Here is an 18,153-nt window from a genome sequence, read left to right as displayed (position 1 = left end):
AACATCAAGTTGTAATTGATAAGGAAAAGATCATGGCACAAGTCATCAATACAAACAGCCTGTCGCTGTTGACCCAGAACAACCTGAACAAATCTCAGTCTACTCTGAGCTCCGCTATCGAGCGTCTGTCCTCTGGTCTGCGTATCAATAGCGCGAAAGACGATGCGGCTGGCCAGGCGATTGCTAACCGCTTCACCTCTAACATCAAAGGTCTGACTCAGGCTTCCCGTAACGCCAACGACGGTATCTCCATCGCGCAGACTACTGAAGGTGCTCTGAACGAAATCAACAACAACCTGCAGCGTGTACGTGAACTGTCTGTTCAGGCCTCCAACGGTTCTAACTCAGATTCCGATCTGGACTCTATCCAGGCAGAAATTACTCAGCGTCTTGCTGAGATTGACCGTGTATCTGGTCAAACCCAGTTTAACGGTGTGAAAGTACTGGCTCAGGATAACACCCTGAAAATTCAGGTTGGTGCAAATGATAACGAAAGCATTTCCATTAATCTTAAAGAGATCACCAGCGGAACCTTAGGTCTTAATGGTTTTCGTGTTACGGGCGACAAAGCCGCAACATCCGATCAGTTGATAAAAGATTTCGGTGCCAGTGGTTCAAAAGACTATAAGTTGGGAACAACTGCATATAATGTTAATGTTGCAACCGGGGAAGTCACAACGGCAGCTGACGACAAGGCGGTATTTATTGGCGCTTCTTCAGGAACATTAATTGCTGATGATAAGAATACTGCTATAGATAAAGTAGCTAGCGCTAAAGACGTTGCAGTTGTAGCAAAAGATGTAAAACAAGGAAATAGCTTTAACTGGATGGGGACGACCTGGAAAGCAGCAGGTGATACTGATTCAAACGGAAATGGTAGCTTCAAAGCATCAATTGATGGCAAAGAGATTACGTTAACTGTCGATGGGTCTACAGATGCTACCGGTAAAGATGCAACGTTGACTGTCGCTGGTGGGGCTCTTTATGAAGAAGGTGCTGCTGGCTCTAAAAAACTGACTACGCACGGAACCAACACTGCTGCAAAAGAGTCTGATTTGGTTCAACAGAAAGCGAGCCTTACTGGTGGTGAATTAAAAGTCGGAGCTGCTACTTACAAAGTAGATTCTGCTGGTAACGTATCTAATGCAGCTGGAACGGCGCAGATTTTTGTTCAGAATGCAGGCACTGCTAACGCTAAACTAGTTGAGCAGGATAAAGCCAGTGAAGCTACGCGTAACCAGTTAGATGTATTAGATAAAGCGATTGCTCAGGTTGATACCTTACGTGGTGACCTCGGTGCGGTACAGAACCGTTTCGATTCTACCATCACCAACCTGGGTAACACCGTTAACAACCTGACTTCTGCACGTAGCCGTATCGAAGATGCTGACTACGCGACCGAAGTGTCCAACATGTCCAAAGCACAGATCCTGCAACAAGCAGGTACCTCTGTACTGGCACAGGCCAACCAGGTTCCGCAGAACGTTCTGTCTCTGCTGCGTTAATTTACGCTTACTACACAAACCCCGCTCCGGCGGGGTTTTTTACATTTAGCTTTACCCGTAACCCCCAAATAACCCCTCATTTCACCCACTATTCACCCGATTAAAACCCCTGCAGAAACGGATAATCATGCCGATAACTCATTTAACGCAGGGCTGTTTATCGTGAATTCACTGTATACCGCTGAAGGTGTAATGGATAAACACTCGCTGTGGCAGCGTTATGTACCGTTGGTGCGTCACGAAGCATTGCGCCTTCAGGTGCGTTTGCCGGCGAGCGTAGAACTGGATGACCTGCTACAAGCGGGCGGCATCGGGTTATTGAATGCCGTTGACCGATATGACGCTTTGCAAGGAACGGCATTTACCACTTACGCAGTGCAGCGTATTCGTGGAGCAATGCTGGACGAACTACGTAGCCGGGATTGGGTGCCGCGTAGCGTTCGGCGCAATGCTCGCGAAGTGGCACAGGCGATGGGACAACTGGAGCAGGAATTAGGGCGCAACGCGACGGAAACCGAAGTGGCGGCGCGTCTGGCTATTCCTGTGCAAGAGTATCGTCAGATGTTGCTCGATACCAATAACAGCCAACTCTTCTCTTATGACGAGTGGCGGGAAGAGCATGGCGATAGTATTGAGCTGGTGACGGAAGAACATCAGCAGGAAAACCCGTTACAACAGCTTCTTGAGGGTAACCTCCGCCAGCGCGTGATGGACGCGATCGAGGCGTTGCCGGAGCGTGAAAAGCTGGTGTTAACGCTGTACTACCAGGAAGAGCTGAATCTGAAAGAGATTGGCGCGGTACTGGAAGTCGGGGAGTCGCGGGTCAGCCAGTTGCACAGTCAGGCCATCAAACGTCTACGCACCAAGCTGGGTAAGCTATAGGGGTACATTATTACCCCTGAACAATGCCGCATTACGAATTGACTACCAGGAGTTCTCATGACGGTGCAGCAATCAAAAAGACGGCCTCTAAGCCGCTACCTCAAAGATTTCAAACACAGCCAGACGCATTGCGCCCATTGCTTTAAGTTGCTCGACAGGATCACGCTGGTTCGTCGCGGGCAAATTGTGAATAAAATCGCCATCGCCCGACTGGACACGTTGTTGGATGAAGCCGAGTGGGAGCAGGAGAAAAAAGAGTGGGTGGCACTGTGTCGTTTTTGCGGTGATTTGCATTGCAAAGAACAGAGCGACTTTTTCGACATTATTGGTTTTAAACAGTTTTTATTTGAGCAGACCGAAATGAGTCACGGCACGGTACGTGAATACGTTGTCCGCCTGCGTCGCCTCGGGAATCACCTGACCGAACAAAATATCTCTCATGACCTGCTGCAGGAAGGGTTCCTCGACGAAAACCTTGCCCCGTGGCTGCCGGAAACCAGCACCAACAATTACCGCATCGCCTTGCGTAAGTATGAGCAGTTTAAAGCCCATACCCATATGGGACATATGCAGAAATCCTCCTGGACAGCCAGTTCTGATATATATTAAAAACGAATAAGGTGTAACAGAGTCGTGTTTGTGGATCACGACAAACGCTCTACACTACAGTCATATACACGTCATCCTTCAAGCTGTCTCTGCGTTGGCTGCGTTCATTCACCCCAGTCACTTACTTTAGTAAGCTCCTGGGGATTCACTCGCTTGCCGCCTTGATACAACTCGAATGATTTTGTGAATAAATAGCAGTCACTAATGACAATATTCGGGGTAACTATGAAATTAGCACTTCTGGGACGTCAGGCTCTGATGGGTGTAATGGCTGTTGCACTTGTCGCTGGAATGAGCGTAAAGACTTATGCAGATGAAGGTCTGTTAAATAAAGTTAAAGAGCGTGGCACGCTGCTGGTGGGCCTGGAAGGGACCTATCCCCCGTTTAGTTTTCAGGGCGATGATGGCAAGTTGACCGGTTTCGAAGTGGAGTTCGCTGAGGAACTGGCCAAGCACCTTGGGGTGAAAGCTAATCTGAAGCCGACCAAGTGGGACGGTATGCTGGCCTCTCTTGATTCCAAGCGCATTGATGTGGTCATCAACCAGGTGACCATCTCTGACGAACGTCAGAAAAAATACGATTTCTCTACCCCGTATACGGTTTCTGGTATTCAGGCGCTGGTGAAGCAAGGTAATGAAGGCGTTATTAAGACTGCTGCCGATCTGAAAGGTAAAAAAGTCGGCGTTGGTCTGGGCACCAACTATGAAGAGTGGCTGCGCCAGAACGTGCAGGGCGTGGATATTCGTACCTATGATGATGACCCGACCAAATACCAGGATCTGCGTGTAGGTCGTATCGACGCCATTCTGGTTGACCGTCTGGCGGCGCTGGATCTGGTCAAGAAAACCAAAGATACGCTGGCTGTGACCGGTGAAGCATTCTCCCGCCAGGAGTCCGGCGTGGCGCTGCGCAAAGGCAATGAAGATCTGCTGAAAGCGGTTGATGTGGCCATTGCTGAAATGCAGAAAGACGGTACGCTGAAAGCCCTGTCTGAAAAATGGTTTGGAGCGGATGTGACGAAATAATCGGCATCCAATGAAAAAAGGCGCCTTTAACAGCGCCTTTTTTTATTTCATTGCGCCTGAGCGTGCATAATAAAAAGAACATCACAACAACGAATACCGGAGGCTGTATGCCGCTGCATAACTTAACGCGCTTTCCACGTCTGGAATTTATTGGCGCGCCAACGCCGCTCGAATATCTTCCACGTTTCTCCGACTACCTCGGGCGCGATATTTTCATCAAACGCGATGACGTCACGCCGATGGCCATGGGCGGCAATAAGCTGCGTAAGCTGGAGTTCCTGGCCGCAGATGCGCTGCGTGAAGGCGCTGATACGCTGATAACCGCAGGTGCCATCCAGTCTAATCACGTTCGTCAGACGGCGGCGGTAGCGGCGAAGCTTGGCCTGCACTGCGTGGCGCTGTTGGAAAATCCGATTGGCACCACGGCGGAAAACTATCTCACCAATGGCAACCGTCTGCTGCTGGACCTGTTTAATACGCAGATCGAAATGTGCGATGCGCTGACCGACCCGAATGCGCAACTTCAGGAACTGGCGACACGCATTGAAGCACAGGGGTTCCGCCCGTATGTGATCCCCGTTGGGGGCTCTAACGCGCTGGGCGCGATGGGTTATGTGGAAAGCGCGCTGGAAATCGCACAGCAGTGTGAAGGGGCCGTTGCGCTTTCTTCCGTGGTGGTGGCTTCGGGCAGCGCGGGAACGCATGCCGGACTGGCCGTGGGTCTGGAACAACTGATGCCAGACGTCGAGCTTATCGGCGTGACCGTCTCGCGCAGCGTGGCGGATCAAAAACCCAAAGTTGTTACGCTGCAGCAGGATATTGCCCGTGAACTGGAGCTGACGGCCTCGGCGGATATCCTGTTATGGGATGATTATTATGCGCCGGGCTACGGTACGCCAAATGAAGAGGGCATGGAGGCGGTAAAACTGGTGGCGCGACTGGAAGGCATTTTGCTGGATCCGGTGTATACCGGTAAGGCGATGGCGGGTTTGATTGACGGTATCAGCCAGAAACGCTTCAAAGACGAAGGGCCAATCCTCTTTATTCATACTGGTGGGGCACCAGCACTGTTTGCCTACCATCCTCACGTGTAACAACCAGGTCGAAAAACGCTAATGCATGAAAGTATCCAACTGGTAATTGATTCTCTGCCGTATCTGCTCAAAGGCGCGGTTTTTACGCTGCAACTGAGTATCGGCGGGATGTTTTTTGGCCTCGTGCTGGGGTTTATCCTGGCGCTGATGCGTTTGTCACCGCTGTTGCCTGTGCGCTGGCTGGCGCGTTTTTATATCTCTATTTTTCGCGGAACACCGCTGATTGCCCAGCTGTTCATGATCTATTACGGTCTGCCACAGTTTGGTATTGAGCTTGATCCCATCCCGGCGGCGATGATTGGCTTGTCGCTGAATACGGCTGCCTACGCTGCGGAAACCCTGCGTGCGGCAATCTCTTCCATCGACAAAGGACAGTGGGAGGCGGGTGCCAGTATTGGTATGACGCGCTGGCAGACCATGCGCCGGGCAATCCTGCCGCAGGCTGCGCGCGTTGCGTTGCCGCCGCTGAGCAACAGCTTTATCAGTCTGGTGAAAGATACTTCTTTGGCCGCCACTATTCAGGTACCGGAACTGTTCCGTCAGGCGCAGCTGATTACCTCGCGTACGCTGGAAGTCTTTACGATGTATCTGGCGGCCTCGTTGATTTACTGGGTGATGGCGACGGTGCTTTCTGCGCTGCAAAACTATTTTGAAGAACAACTGAATCGCCAGGAGAGAGAGCCGAAATGAGTGCTATCGAAGTCAGAAACCTGGTCAAAAAATTTCATGGGCAAACGGTGCTGCATGGGATTGATCTTGACGTCAAACCTGGTGAAGTAGTCGCGATTATCGGGCCGAGCGGATCGGGCAAAACCACGCTGCTGCGTAGCATTAATTTGCTGGAGCAACCGGAGGCGGGCACCATTAAAGTGGGTGAGATTACCATTGATACCGCGCGTTCGTTGACCCAGCAGAAAGGGCTGATTCGTCAGTTACGTCAGCACGTCGGTTTTGTGTTCCAGAACTTTAATTTGTTCCCGCATCGGACGGTGCTGGAAAACATTATTGAAGGGCCGGTGATAGTCAAAGGTGAACCAAAAGCTGAAGCGACAGCTCGTGCGCGCGAGCTGCTGGCGAAAGTCGGGTTGGCGGGTAAAGAAACCAGCTATCCGCGGCGTTTATCGGGCGGACAGCAGCAGCGCGTAGCGATTGCCCGAGCGCTGGCGATGCGACCTGAGGTTATTCTTTTTGATGAACCGACCTCTGCGCTTGATCCTGAACTGGTTGGCGAGGTACTTAATACCATCCGCCAACTGGCGCAGGAAAAACGCACCATGGTGATTGTGACGCATGAAATGAGCTTTGCTCGCGATGTTGCCGATAGAGCGATATTTATGGATCAAGGACGGATAGTGGAGCAGGGACCCGCAAAATCCTTATTCACGCATCCGCAGCAGCCGCGTACCCGCCAGTTTCTAGAAAAGTTTTTGATGCAATAAATAGTGCATATAGCACTCGTCGGAATTGTTTCTGGCGAGTGCTCTTCGCATAACTATTTATAATTATTGCTTTATTATTAACGCTTGAATCTGTTACTTCCTTCCACTGTTGAGTAATACTCAAGTAATTCTTCATTTGTCCGATAATTTGCATATATAAAATACATTTATGTGTTAGCTTGTTTCATATGTTTGGATGATTATCAATCTCAGGGGCATTACCACTTAGTATGCAGGATCATGATTTCTTCACCTGGCGACGGAGCATGCTGTTACGCTTTCAGGAAATGGCGACGGCAGAGGATGTCTATACGGAATTACAACAACAGACGCAGCACTTAGAGTTCGATTTTTACGCGCTCTGTGTTCGTCATCCGGTACCTTTTACCCGACCTAAAACGTCACTTCATACGACCTATCCCAAAGCATGGGTGGCGCATTATCAGTCCGAAAATTATTTCGCCATTGATCCGGTGCTGAAACCTGAAAACTTCAGTCAGGGGCATTTACCCTGGAACGATACTCTGTTTCGCGATGCGCAACCTTTGTGGGACGCCGCACGCAATCACGGTTTACGCAAAGGGATGACGCAATGCTTAATGTTGCCTAATCGGGCGTTGGGTTTTTTATCGGTATCGCGGGCGAGTATCCGTAATAGTCGCCTTGCGAGCGATGAAGTGGAGCTCAGGATGCAGCTTCTGGTACGGGAAAGCCTGTCTGTACTGACGCGGCTGGAAGATGACATGGTTATGGCGCCAGAAATGCGCTTTAGCAAGCGGGAAAAGGAAATATTGAAATGGACGGCCGAGGGCAAGACCTCTTCAGAGATAGCCATCATTCTGTCGATTTCCGAAAATACAGTGAACTTCCACCAGAAGAATATGCAAAAGAAATTCAATGCGCCAAACAAAACGCAGATAGCCTGTTATGCCGCGGCAACCGGGCTTATCTGAGTAAATTATCGTTCTGAGTGTCAGACGCAAAACCGGCTGAGAGCATTGCTATCAGCCGGTTTCTTTTTACTGGCGGTAAGCTTGTTTAATTTGCTTAACCGTGTTGGAAAATACCGCCGCCTGTGATTGATCTTCAATCAGCGCGAGCTGTTTTTCCATTTTAAGAATCACGCGGCCTGCATCGGCTTGGCCCATTGCCTGCAGCATCAGCGTTAACATGGCTTTCAGGCAGGTGACTTCATTGGCCAGTTCCTGGTTATTCTCAGCAGTGGAAAAGTCAGGCGTACTCATTTATTTTCCTCGTTATGTTTCAATGAAAAAGTGCGATGTCAAATCTTAAGGCGGCGGAGTATACCATAAGCGAGGCTAAAAATATCTGTGGTTGTTTTTTGCGCGGACTAATGTTGTGGACATTAAAATAAACAACATGTTGCAGTGCATATATTTTCTTCACATGTTGTTTATTTCGAGTATTTTCCTCGTTAATTATTGTTACAACTTTGACTGCCTATTTTGCATTCAGCGGAGGAATATGAATTTTTTGTCACTATTCTGAAACAGCTATGCAGATATAACCGTGGCAGAAGGCTGTCAGGACTGAAAGTTTCCACTCGTCGTACAATCTAATTTCCAAAAACGAGAGCAAAATCGAAAGTCGGGCGTTTTTTACATTTCAAAGTTGAGATAAAACCCGTTAACATAGGACCGATTAACTATCGGTAGCGTTATCCCTATTCTGGAGATATTCCTTTGATCAACGTTTTTCTTGTTGATGACCACGAACTGGTGCGCGCAGGGATACGACGCATTCTGGAAGATATAAAAGGCATAAAAGTTGTCGGCGAAGCGTGCTGCGGTGAAGATGCGGTAAAATGGTGCCGCTCAAATTCCGTTGACGTTGTGCTGATGGATATGAATATGCCCGGTATTGGCGGTCTGGAAGCAACCCGCAAAATTGCGCGTTCCACTGCAGACATTAAAGTGATCATGCTGACGGTACACACCGAAAACCCATTACCTGCAAAAGTTATGCAGGCAGGGGCGGCAGGGTATCTCAGCAAAGGCGCCGCCCCCCAGGAAGTAGTGAGTGCGATTCGTTCGGTTTATTCCGGGCAGCGTTATATTGCCTCCGATATCGCTCAGCAAATGGCGCTCAGCCAGATTGAGCCTGAGAAAACGGAAACCCCGTTTGCCAGTTTGTCTGAACGCGAGTTGCAGATTATGCTGATGATCACCAAAGGTCAGAAGGTCAATGAGATCTCAGAGCAACTGAATCTTAGTCCTAAAACGGTGAACAGCTATCGCTATCGAATGTTCAGTAAATTAAACATTCACGGCGATGTAGAGCTGACTCACCTGGCAATTCGCCATGGCCTGTGTAATGCGGAGACATTAACAAGCCAGTGACCGATCAGTTTGATGCCAAAGCGTTCCTGAAAACCGTGACCAGTCAGCCCGGCGTCTATCGTATGTATGATACCGCCGGGACGGTTATCTATGTCGGGAAAGCGAAAGACCTGAAAAAAAGGCTTTCCAGCTACTTCCGTAGTAATCTTGCGTCACGCAAGACCGAAGCGCTGGTCGCGCAAATCCAGCAGATTGATGTCACGGTAACGCACACTGAAACCGAAGCGTTATTGCTTGAGCACAACTACATCAAGCTGTATCAGCCGCGCTATAACGTATTGCTGCGCGATGATAAATCCTACCCTTTTATATTCCTTAGCGGCGATACCCACCCGCGCCTAGCGATGCATCGCGGGGCAAAGCATGCCAAAGGCGAATACTTTGGACCGTTCCCTAACGGTTATGCGGTGCGTGAAACGCTGGCGCTGTTGCAGAAAATATTTCCTATCCGCCAGTGCGAAAACAGCGTTTATCGCAACCGTTCTCGACCTTGTCTGCAATATCAGATTGGCCGCTGTCTCGGTCCGTGTGTCGCGGGTCTGGTGAGTGAGGAAGAGTATGCTCAGCAGGTCGAGTATGTTCGTCTGTTCTTGTCCGGAAAAGACGATCAGGTATTAACGCAGCTGATCGCCCGCATGGAAAAGGCCAGCCAAAATCTCGAGTTTGAAGAGGCTGCGCGCATTCGTGACCAAATTCAGGCCGTACGCCGCGTAACAGAAAAACAGTTTGTCTCTAATACCGGAGACGATCTGGACGTCATTGGCGTGGCGTTTGACGCCGGTATGGCCTGTGTGCACGTTCTGTTTATTCGCCAGGGTAAAGTGCTGGGCAGCCGCAGCTATTTCCCGAAAGTACCCGGTGGCACGGAACTCGGCGAGGTCGTCGAAACCTTTGTCGGGCAGTTTTATCTGCAGGGTAGCCAGATGCGTACCTTACCCGGGGAGATCCTGCTCGATTTTAATCTTAGCGATAAAACCCTGCTGGCAGACTCTCTGTCTGAACTGGCCGGCAGGAAGATTAACGTGCAGACGAAACCGCGAGGGGATCGCGCGCGTTATCTGAAGTTGGCGCGGACCAACGCGGCAGTGGCGCTCACCACGAAACTTTCTCAGCAGTCGACTATTACGCAACGTCTGACGGCGCTGGCATCGGTGTTGAAGTTACCTGCGGTGAAGCGTATGGAGTGCTTCGACATCAGCCATACGATGGGCGAGCAGACGGTAGCCTCCTGCGTGGTCTTTGATGCCAATGGCCCGCTGCGTGCAGAATATCGTCGCTACAACATTACCGGTATTACGCCGGGTGATGATTATGCGGCGATGAATCAGGTCTTACGTCGGCGTTACGGGAAGGCGATTGAAGAAAGTAAGATTCCGGACGTCATATTGATCGATGGTGGTAAAGGCCAACTGGGGCAGGCGAAAGCCGTTTTTGCTGAGCTGGACGTTCCCTGGGACAAACAGCACCCACTCTTGCTGGGGGTGGCAAAAGGGGCCGATCGTAAAGCCGGTCTGGAAACGCTGTTCTTTGAGCCGGAAGGTGAGGGCTTTAGTTTGCCGCCGGATTCGCCTGCATTGCACGTTATCCAGCATATCCGCGATGAATCTCACGATCATGCGATTAGCGGGCATCGTAAAAAGCGGGCGAAAGTGAAAAGCACCAGCACGCTTGAGACCATCGAAGGTGTCGGGCCAAAGCGTCGCCAGATGTTGTTGAAATATATGGGAGGTTTGCAAGGTCTTCGTAACGCAAGTATCGAAGAAATTGCAAAAGTGCCGGGTATTTCGCAAGCTCTGGCAGAAAAGATCTTCTACTCGTTGAAACATTAGGCCCTCTGTAGCAACATAGGGGTAATTTCACTGACAACAGATAGTTATCCGTCATATGCAATTTAATATCCCTACGTTGCTCACGCTGTTTCGCGTCATCCTGATCCCATTCTTTGTATTGGCTTTTTACCTGCCATTCACCTGGGCTCCCTTTGTTTGTGCGCTGATCTTCTGTATCGCAGCGGTCACTGACTGGTTTGACGGTTTTCTGGCGCGCCGCTGGAACCAAAGCACGCGTTTTGGCGCCTTCCTCGATCCGGTCGCTGATAAAGTGCTGGTGGCAATCGCGATGGTCCTGGTGACAGAGCATTACCACAGCTGGTGGGTGACGCTTCCTGCCGCAACAATGATTGCGCGTGAAATTATCATCTCTGCACTGCGTGAATGGATGGCCGAACTGGGTAAACGCAGCAGCGTAGCCGTATCCTGGATCGGTAAAGTGAAAACCACTTCGCAAATGGCTGCTCTGGCCTGGCTGCTGTGGCGTCCAAATATCTGGGTAGAGTATGCTGGGATCGCACTTTTCTTCGTCGCCGCGATACTGACTTTGTGGTCAATGTTCCAGTATTTGAGCGCTGCACGTGGAGATTTGCTTGATCAGTGATCGTTTCGACGCAAATTTCAGCAAACGATCGTCAGTGGTGAAAAATATCGTTGACTCATTGCGTCAGGTAAGTAGAATGCAACGCATCGAACGGCAGCACTGATTGCCAGACGATAACAAAATCAAGTGATTAACAAAGTTACTTGGTGATGCGGGAATAGCTCAGTTGGTAGAGCACGACCTTGCCAAGGTCGGGGTCGCGAGTTCGAGTCTCGTTTCCCGCTCCAAATTTAAGACATCGGCAATAGCGGATGTTGGCTGTAAAGCCAGAAGATTTCGGCGCGTTAGCAAAGCGGTTATGTAGCGGATTGCAAATCCGTCTAGTCCGGTTCGACTCCGGAACGCGCCTCCAATTTCTTCCCGAGCCCGGATGGTGGAATCGGTAGACACAAGGGATTTAAAATCCCTCGGCGTTCGCGCTGTGTGGGTTCAAGTCCCACTCCGGGTACCATGGGAAACATCAGAATAATCAAAGCAATAAGCAGTGTCGTGAAACCACCTCCGGGTGGTTTTTTTGTGCCTGAAATTCATGTCCTGTGCATATCCTGTGCTCACGGGGTGCGATGAGCTGCAATCTTCAGCCTGGCAATGCCGAATCGAACGTGTCGCCTCCAGCATAGAGAACCAGGCCGCTTTGCCTGTTTTCCGGTACGCTTCCGGGAAGGGGGCCCGCTGAGCAAGCTGTAATGCTCTAGCCACCCTGAGTACAAAGTTGCTTAATTCGTGCAATCACCTCATCTCTGTACTTCTGGTGTCCGCGCATAGCCCGTGGATGGGCAATTCTGAAACAGATTGCATTACCTGTTTTGAACTCCCATAGCTTCCCCGGAATGACTGAAGAAGTCTCATAGCCGCCCAGCTCAGTAAGCACCTGTTTTATGATGTAGTCTGTTCTCCGGGCTCCAGATGCAAAGATGATGAAATCAGGCTCAAGGTGTTTAATTTGTACCGCCAGTAGCTTCAGCGAGGCTAATATGACTTCCTGCAATTCATTTTGAGGGCGATTGAGAGGGGTCAGTCCGTCGTAATCCCACGCCAGTAGATTGGCATACACGATAGCCTGAGGAGGAATATTAAGCTCCCGGGCCAGCCTGAAATGATATTGCGTGAAGCGGCTACGTGATTTGAGGTTGGTGGTGCCATCATTTTGTACCGGAAGATGTTTCCTGTAACGATCTACAGCCTCTTCAACCACCTGCCCGATGGTGACGTCAGGCATAAGTCCCAACACCCGTGATATCGTATTCTTACCATTCAGCGTATTCCAGCCAGCGGTTTCACGTCCAACCAGCATGATTTTTACCGGTGAATGCCAGTATTCTTCAAACGGCACGGGTAAAAAGACGCCTGAGTATTTATCTTCATTCAGGTTAAATGACTGGGCGTCAACTTCCTGTAATATCCGTTTGTACGCGTCTAATAGCCTTTCCATTCTTCAATCCTGCCCCGTAATAAAAACACCTTCAGATATATATTATTTTCATGATATCAATCAGATATATGAGGATAAATATGCAAAAATCCTTCCGATTCACCAATTCATCCATCAAAGCCCTTCCGGCAAACACAGATACCCGATCTACAGAGCTTGAGGTATCTGATACCGAGGTCATTGGCCTCAAATGCCTCTCAGGTCGAACGGGTAACAAACGTTTCCTCCTGCGCTACACATTCCACGGTACCAAAAAAAGTATCAGTATTGGCAGATTCCCTGAAATTGATGTGGGGACAGCCCGTCAGATAGCTCGTCGTCACAAGGAGGCGATTGCACTGGGAAATGACCCTAAGGCAGAACGCGATAATTATCGTGCTATGCCAACGCTTAGTGAGTTTTTTCACCAGACCTATGTTCCGTTCATCAAGCGCCATAAAAAGTCCTGGGGTAAGGATGTTCAGCGTTTCACGCAATACATTGAACCTCGTCTGGGGAAGATACGTTACTGCGACCTTCGGGCCCGGGAAATCCAGCAGGTGCTTTTCGACATGCTTGAGGGTCGTATTCACGGCCAGCAGTATGCACCGTCAACCTGTAACAGGGCACTGGCTATTCTGAAAACTATGGGGCGTTATGCGCTACGACAGGATGTCCTGGAGAAGAATGAAGCCGATAAGATCCCTTTGCTGAAGGAGAATAATCAGCGGACGCGCTTTTTTGACGCCGATGAGATCAGAAGGATCCTCGACGCTGCGGCACGATATCCCAATAAGGCTGCCGGGGGACTAATAGCCATGCTGTTGTTAACCGGTACCCGCAAATCAGAAATGCTTAACGTCATGCACAAACATATTGATCGGGATAACAGGTCGTTATTCATTCCTTATACTAAGAATGGTCGCAGCAGAACTGTGTATCTCAGTGATGTTGCATTATCTATTATTGATTCGATCCCACGGGCTGGCAGCAACCCCTATCTGTTTGCCGTAAAAGATAATGGAAAACCAATATCAGAACCCCGGTGGGCCTATGAAAAAATACTGGCAGAGTGCGGGATAGATAAAAGTGAAGTCTGTTTCCACACTACGCGCCATTCCGTCGCATCATTACTTGTCTCCAGCGGACAGTACAGTCTGTATGACGTTAAAGCCCAGCTGGCGCATGCCAGTATTCAGAGTACGGAGCGCTACGCAAAACTGACACCAGAGCGAATGCGTCAGACCGGGCAGGGTGTTACCGACCTTCTTTTACCCCCCGTAGCTACCAGTAAAGAACAGTGATTTTTGCGTCTCTTAAACGTGGAGAATGATTATGCCGTTAAAGTGCCCTAAGTGCGGTAGTCGGAATACAGTCACAGAAACTGCCGGAAATATAGCAAAGGTGACTCGCGATGACCGGTTTCTGACATCGACATCCGGTTATATTAGCCCGGAGCAATTACCAGAATTGCTTAAAGAAATCATCAGGGCGATACAGCGTCTATTTGGATTCCTTAAACAGCGTGAAAGAAATAATGCGCCAGTGCTTATCTGCAAGGATTGTGGATATTATGAAAGAATATAGATGACCACTGAAGGCAATTCCAGATTCTTTACCCTGTCTATGTAACCCCGATACTTAAAACGTATCGGGTTTTTTGTTTATGAGGATTATTCAATGAAATTTATCTCGAACTGGCAAGACCTGCCGTCGCTCCTTCTTCCCGATTCAGTTATGACTGTCCTGAGAAAAGAACTGATACTTCCATTTGATGATGAACTTTCCGCAATGAATTTTTGGGGCGAGGTGGGTGTAACATTAATGTACATTGAACCCGGTGATGTTCCCGAAGATATTAAACGACACGTACTGGATGTAATTCATCATTTAATTGCAAACCCTGAGTTCGTGGTCCATCTGACAGATGAATATTACTTGATGCTATCAATTACAGAAGATAATGGAAATGGTATTTATCTGCTATTTCATCCGGAATGCCCTTTGAAGGGGATTGACACATTAATGTCTATGGCGGAATCCCGTCTGTAAATCAGATTAAAATCAGGAGATGAAAATGAGAAAATCAAAGTTAGAGAAAAATAATAATGAACACGAGAAGCTGGAGTTAAATAATGATTTAAGTGATATTGAAAAAGGTATCACTGAAGATGGCCAAATATTACCTGAAGAGAGTTATAAGCTGCTCATTGAATCAGGACAGGCGGAAAAAATCAGCCCTAAAGCCAGCGGTATTCTGACATGGCAACTGGCTATGTCTGAAACGGATAATGAACTTTACCTGCGTCTCATGGCAAATGGCAGCGGTGGATTGTTCTCTAAAGACTGGGTCCCACTTTCTAAGATTGAAAGTGTACTCGAAGTTCAACCGACAACGGGCTTCACATCAGGCGTATTCAGATCATTATTTAAAGGAGCAAGTGCCAATAATGCCGGTTTTCTGGCTGCTGTTTTACGCTCACCGGATATATGTCTGCTTGAGGCGCACCCTGAGAAGTTGTTTACGCATGTTTTATATGCTGACTGGCGGGCGCGTCTTAAAACACTCGGTAAGGTTGGCGATTGAGAAAGGATTGCGAAGAATTAATTCTTTACCAGAACTGTTATACAACCAGAAACTACTACACACCTCTACTCACCTTTTACAGGAAAATCTATTATGCAAACCCAGTATGTCTTAAAACAGGCAGGATTAACGCTGCCTGTCACTAAATTATTTCAGCAGCACATCGTTACGCTTCTGGCAGAACAATCTCAGCAAACATCGGTCAGGGCAGTAGTCATTAATTTTCGTGACCCGGACTACAGTGCAGAATCCGGCGGATTTCATCCGGTTGAAATGCGGTTCATCCGCCAGGATAACGAATGGTATTTCGACTATGTCACAGACTTTAGTTACATGGGACGAGTCTATCCGGAGCTGGAAAAGGAAATGGACTTTTGTTGGTCAGGTCAATACGTCTTCCATTATCTGGCTGGGGATATTTCACTGGCGGCAGAGAGGAATGAACTCTGGTCCTTATGGGAGGGTAATTTTATGGATTACCTGTCTATGGGGATTTACCGGGTAACGGTAACTGTGGAAAGTTGTTGACCTGTTATGAACAGGAAGAAAACGGGCATCTTTGTAATCCTCTTCATGCGCAGTACATCGCAGCATGATGATGATACTGGTTGTACCGGACCGTTCGCATAAACATGTGCAGACACGGGGGATCTCAGATCCCTCGTGATTTTTGCCCCCTATGGTGCATTCTCCAGTAGCAGGGTGATAACGGTTAATTCATTACCCCAACGACAGTATTACACCGGTAATAAATATTCATGAATACAGTCAGTTATGTGGGTTTTGAGGTGGACTATGTCATCGTTGACGATAACTGAAGGTTTTACAGATGTATAAAACTCGCGGTGAAAGGATCGCAGAAAGGCTGTGCTGGATATTACTTCAACTGTATACCGGTAATACGGTATCGGTTAATGATATATGTCAGCGTTTCGCGGTCAGTCGCCGAACCGGACAGCGTGATTTGTTGAGAGTTGAAACTGTAACGGAAACTATTTCACCTGGAAGGGTAAGGCTGGCAAGTTTGATAAGGGAACGGGTCAGACGAAATTTCTAATCGAATCCATATAAATACTTAAATATGAAAACGTAACGGGAGTTGATGTGCGCTCCCGTTATAATATAAGATTTTTTTTACTCTAAGTTGTTTTACTACTTGAGTGACGTTAATTCAGGCACGGTGATGTCTTCGTGGTGTGTTAAATTTGCAAGGTCAATAATATCATTAAATAATTTTATATCGTCGTCAGTGAGCTCTACGTCTGGATCAGCTAAATCGGCACAGGTAACATTTAACCAGTGTATTAATGAATCAATCCTTTTTGAAGTAATATATTCAGTGTGACCAATATCCCACTTCCAGTTGATCACCCGAGCAGGTCCGAATCTCACCTCCCGAACCCCAATTGGCGTTACTGACTCTACGAGAGGGTATATCGTGTTAAGCACTTTATCATGTTCACTGTAGATATTTAAATGCCCCATCTTTGAACCGTAAGTCATTTTCATTATATTCTCAGTATAACTTGTTATTGGGGTGGCTCCAGCCATAGATATTGTTAAAAGGGTATTGTCATTCTTAATGTAGGGTAATGTATTATTTATTAATCGAGTTCCTAAAGAATGTCCCATGATGATCACATTACGCTTTTCTTTATCATATATCTCATTTATGATTCGCGCTAATTTATCTCTGTTATTAACCGATGCTTTAGTTGCATTATACCAGGCCTGACGCGCTTTAAATGGGATGGAGATTGATGACAATAAAGGGGGCGTTCTCAGGGGGAGGAGAGTATATAATCCCCATTTATTCGCTATGTTAGAACTTAATATGGATAGTAGATTTGCTGATTCCCATTGAAAGTACCTGACATCAAGGTCACACCCTGCTTCAATTCGGTTTAACCATGAAATGTCATTTTCGGTCAGAAATCCTGATACAATAATAAGAACTGGGTATTTATTCATGGTAACTCCATTTATTTAGCTTACAGAAATAGCATTCAGAGATAATGATATTACCCGAGTCTCTACGGGGCGTTACTTGGCTGGGTGTAACGTTTCAGTGCGGATTGTATATCTTCAGTAAGTTGTTGACGGACTGAGAGGGGTCGTATTACTTCGATATCCGGCATCCAGTATTTCATTAAAGGTATTATCTGATTTGTGTGTGCTACACGTGATATTATCAGTAAATCGCCATTCCGGGAAGTATGAATTATTTCCTGCCTCGGTAATAGATGACGGCGGGTAAACCACGGAGCAACATGTGCGGAAACTGAAATGAGAACTTCGATAAGATCTTCGCCATACCAGATACCATCTGTTTTTTCTATTTCTTCATTAATTTCGGGGGGTATACTGAAAGCGATATTACTCACGCAAACATCTTTGATAGATGAGATAACAAAGCTTTTTAATGTGCTGTTATGGGAGGCTGCTAGGGAAGGTGCGAACAAGTTCCTGATATGAGATCATCATATTCATCCGGAGCGCATCCCAGAGGGACATCATGAGCCATCAACTCACCTTCGCCGATAGTGAATTCAGCACTAAGCGCCGTCAGACCCGAAAAGAGATTTTCCTCTCCCGCATGGAGCAGATTCTGCCATGGCAGAATATGACCGCTGTCATCCAGCCGTTTTATCCCAAGGCGGGCAATGGCCGACGGCCCTATCCGCTGGAGACCATGCTGCGTATTCACTGCATGCAGCATTGGTACAACCTGAGCGACGGTGCCATGGAAGATGCCCTGTACGAAATCGCCTCCATGCGCCTGTTTGCCCGATTATCCCTGGATAGCG

Annotated in this window: 21 protein-coding genes and 3 tRNA genes; 19 read left to right on the top strand and 5 right to left on the bottom strand. The window is 48.1% G+C overall.

Annotation, left to right across the window (positions count from 1 at the left end; all coding sequences use genetic code 11):
• Positions 1 to 32 precede the first annotated feature (32 nt).
• The 8 genes from OGX94_RS21035 (at position 33) to sdiA (ending at position 7,508) form a co-directional block, all read left to right on the top strand.
• Positions 33 to 1,505: a flagellin N-terminal helical domain-containing protein gene (locus OGX94_RS21035; RefSeq protein WP_286569898.1), complete on the top strand. Its 1,473-nt coding sequence runs from the start codon at positions 33 to 35 to the stop codon at positions 1,503 to 1,505.
• 162 nt (positions 1,506 to 1,667) lie between these two features.
• The gene (locus tag OGX94_RS21030; RefSeq protein WP_003030465.1) at positions 1,668 to 2,387 is read left to right on the top strand and encodes an RNA polymerase sigma factor FliA; all 720 of its coding nucleotides are present in this window, start codon (positions 1,668 to 1,670) and stop codon (positions 2,385 to 2,387) included.
• Positions 2,388 to 2,444: 57 nt separating this feature from the next.
• On the top strand, positions 2,445 to 2,996 hold the full coding sequence (fliZ, locus tag OGX94_RS21025) for a flagella biosynthesis regulatory protein FliZ (RefSeq protein WP_003030467.1): 552 nt from the start codon (positions 2,445 to 2,447) through the stop codon (positions 2,994 to 2,996).
• Between the two features lie 225 nt (positions 2,997 to 3,221).
• A complete protein-coding gene (gene tcyJ / locus OGX94_RS21020) occupies positions 3,222 to 4,022 on the top strand; it encodes a cystine ABC transporter substrate-binding protein (protein WP_257661881.1) in 801 nt (266 codons plus the stop codon).
• Positions 4,023 to 4,129: 107 nt separating this feature from the next.
• A complete protein-coding gene (gene dcyD, locus OGX94_RS21015) occupies positions 4,130 to 5,116 on the top strand; it encodes a D-cysteine desulfhydrase (RefSeq protein WP_257661882.1) in 987 nt (328 codons plus the stop codon).
• A gap of 21 nt (positions 5,117 to 5,137) precedes the next feature.
• Positions 5,138 to 5,806: a cystine ABC transporter permease gene (tcyL, locus tag OGX94_RS21010; protein ID WP_003030474.1), complete on the top strand. Its 669-nt coding sequence runs from the start codon at positions 5,138 to 5,140 to the stop codon at positions 5,804 to 5,806.
• Positions 5,803 to 6,555: an L-cystine ABC transporter ATP-binding protein TcyN gene (gene tcyN / locus OGX94_RS21005; protein WP_003030477.1), complete on the top strand. Its 753-nt coding sequence runs from the start codon at positions 5,803 to 5,805 to the stop codon at positions 6,553 to 6,555. Before tcyL ends, tcyN begins: the two co-directional genes overlap by 4 nt.
• Before the next feature lie 230 nt (positions 6,556 to 6,785).
• Positions 6,786 to 7,508: a quorum-sensing transcriptional regulator SdiA gene (gene sdiA / locus OGX94_RS21000; RefSeq protein ID WP_008785095.1), complete on the top strand. Its 723-nt coding sequence runs from the start codon at positions 6,786 to 6,788 to the stop codon at positions 7,506 to 7,508.
• 66 nt (positions 7,509 to 7,574) lie between these two features.
• Here the strand turns inward: sdiA and OGX94_RS20995 are convergent, their stop codons facing one another.
• On the bottom strand, positions 7,575 to 7,799 hold the full coding sequence (locus tag OGX94_RS20995; protein ID WP_003030482.1) for a DUF2594 family protein: 225 nt from the start codon (positions 7,797 to 7,799) through the stop codon (positions 7,575 to 7,577).
• A 19-nt stretch (positions 7,800 to 7,818) separates the two neighbouring features.
• Positions 7,819 to 7,962, bottom strand: coding sequence for a hypothetical protein (locus tag OGX94_RS25035; RefSeq protein ID WP_420914863.1), 144 nt, complete (start codon positions 7,960 to 7,962; stop codon positions 7,819 to 7,821).
• Positions 7,963 to 8,258: 296 nt separating this feature from the next.
• On the opposite strand from OGX94_RS25035, the gene uvrY reads away from it, so the two are divergent.
• The 6 genes from uvrY to OGX94_RS20965 all read left to right on the top strand — a co-directional run bounded on the left by uvrY (position 8,259) and on the right by OGX94_RS20965 (position 11,799).
• Entirely contained in the window at positions 8,259 to 8,915 is a 657-nt protein-coding gene (gene uvrY, locus OGX94_RS20990) for a UvrY/SirA/GacA family response regulator transcription factor (RefSeq protein WP_006684079.1), read from the top strand.
• On the top strand, positions 8,912 to 10,744 hold the full coding sequence (gene uvrC / locus OGX94_RS20985) for an excinuclease ABC subunit UvrC (protein ID WP_003834021.1): 1,833 nt from the start codon (positions 8,912 to 8,914) through the stop codon (positions 10,742 to 10,744). The genes uvrY and uvrC overlap by 4 nt, the downstream gene beginning before the upstream one ends.
• A 55-nt stretch (positions 10,745 to 10,799) precedes the next feature.
• Positions 10,800 to 11,348, top strand: a complete 549-nt coding sequence (pgsA, locus tag OGX94_RS20980; RefSeq protein WP_003030490.1) for a CDP-diacylglycerol--glycerol-3-phosphate 3-phosphatidyltransferase — start codon at positions 10,800 to 10,802, stop codon at positions 11,346 to 11,348.
• A 151-nt stretch (positions 11,349 to 11,499) separates the two neighbouring features.
• Positions 11,500 to 11,575 (top strand) — tRNA-Gly (locus OGX94_RS20975).
• A gap of 51 nt (positions 11,576 to 11,626) precedes the next feature.
• Positions 11,627 to 11,700: transfer RNA gene (locus OGX94_RS20970), tRNA-Cys, on the top strand.
• 12 nt (positions 11,701 to 11,712) lie between these two features.
• Positions 11,713 to 11,799 (top strand) — tRNA-Leu (locus tag OGX94_RS20965).
• 240 nt (positions 11,800 to 12,039) lie between these two features.
• On the opposite strand, the gene OGX94_RS20960 is transcribed toward OGX94_RS20965, so the two are convergent.
• Positions 12,040 to 12,780, bottom strand: coding sequence for a hypothetical protein (locus OGX94_RS20960; RefSeq protein WP_001721490.1), 741 nt, complete (start codon positions 12,778 to 12,780; stop codon positions 12,040 to 12,042).
• Between the two features lie 80 nt (positions 12,781 to 12,860).
• Here OGX94_RS20960 and OGX94_RS20955 point away from each other — a divergent pair, with 80 nt between their 5' ends.
• The 4 genes from OGX94_RS20955 (at position 12,861) to OGX94_RS20940 (ending at position 15,874) form a co-directional block, all read left to right on the top strand.
• The gene (locus tag OGX94_RS20955) at positions 12,861 to 14,063 is read left to right on the top strand and encodes a site-specific integrase (protein WP_172741531.1); all 1,203 of its coding nucleotides are present in this window, start codon (positions 12,861 to 12,863) and stop codon (positions 14,061 to 14,063) included.
• A gap of 376 nt (positions 14,064 to 14,439) precedes the next feature.
• The gene (locus OGX94_RS20950; RefSeq protein ID WP_227524228.1) at positions 14,440 to 14,811 is read left to right on the top strand and encodes a hypothetical protein; all 372 of its coding nucleotides are present in this window, start codon (positions 14,440 to 14,442) and stop codon (positions 14,809 to 14,811) included.
• A gap of 25 nt (positions 14,812 to 14,836) precedes the next feature.
• Complete coding sequence (locus OGX94_RS20945; RefSeq protein WP_001721485.1) at positions 14,837 to 15,346, top strand: hypothetical protein; 510 nt, start codon at positions 14,837 to 14,839, stop codon at positions 15,344 to 15,346.
• A gap of 93 nt (positions 15,347 to 15,439) precedes the next feature.
• Positions 15,440 to 15,874: a DUF2787 family protein gene (locus OGX94_RS20940; RefSeq protein ID WP_047741667.1), complete on the top strand. Its 435-nt coding sequence runs from the start codon at positions 15,440 to 15,442 to the stop codon at positions 15,872 to 15,874.
• Positions 15,875 to 16,498: 624 nt separating this feature from the next.
• On the opposite strand, the gene OGX94_RS20935 is transcribed toward OGX94_RS20940, so the two are convergent.
• Together OGX94_RS20935 and OGX94_RS20930 are read right to left on the bottom strand one after the other, a co-directional pair.
• Positions 16,499 to 17,317 (bottom strand): DUF726 domain-containing protein, encoded by an 819-nt coding sequence (locus OGX94_RS20935; RefSeq protein WP_001721482.1) that lies wholly within the window; start codon positions 17,315 to 17,317, stop codon positions 16,499 to 16,501.
• 62 nt (positions 17,318 to 17,379) lie between these two features.
• Positions 17,380 to 17,730, bottom strand: a complete 351-nt coding sequence (locus OGX94_RS20930) for a WYL domain-containing protein (protein WP_249415419.1) — start codon at positions 17,728 to 17,730, stop codon at positions 17,380 to 17,382.
• Between the two features lie 131 nt (positions 17,731 to 17,861).
• Here OGX94_RS20930 and OGX94_RS20925 point away from each other — a divergent pair.
• Positions 17,862 to 18,153, top strand: a 292-nt coding sequence (locus tag OGX94_RS20925; RefSeq protein ID WP_286569891.1) for a transposase, incomplete at its 3' end; no start/stop codon positions are given.

The sequence above is a fragment of the Citrobacter sp. Cpo037 genome, from assembly GCF_030332945.1.
Taxonomy (GTDB): Bacteria; Pseudomonadota; Gammaproteobacteria; order Enterobacterales; family Enterobacteriaceae; genus Citrobacter; species Citrobacter portucalensis.
This window is presented reverse-complemented; position numbering and strand designations above follow the sequence as displayed.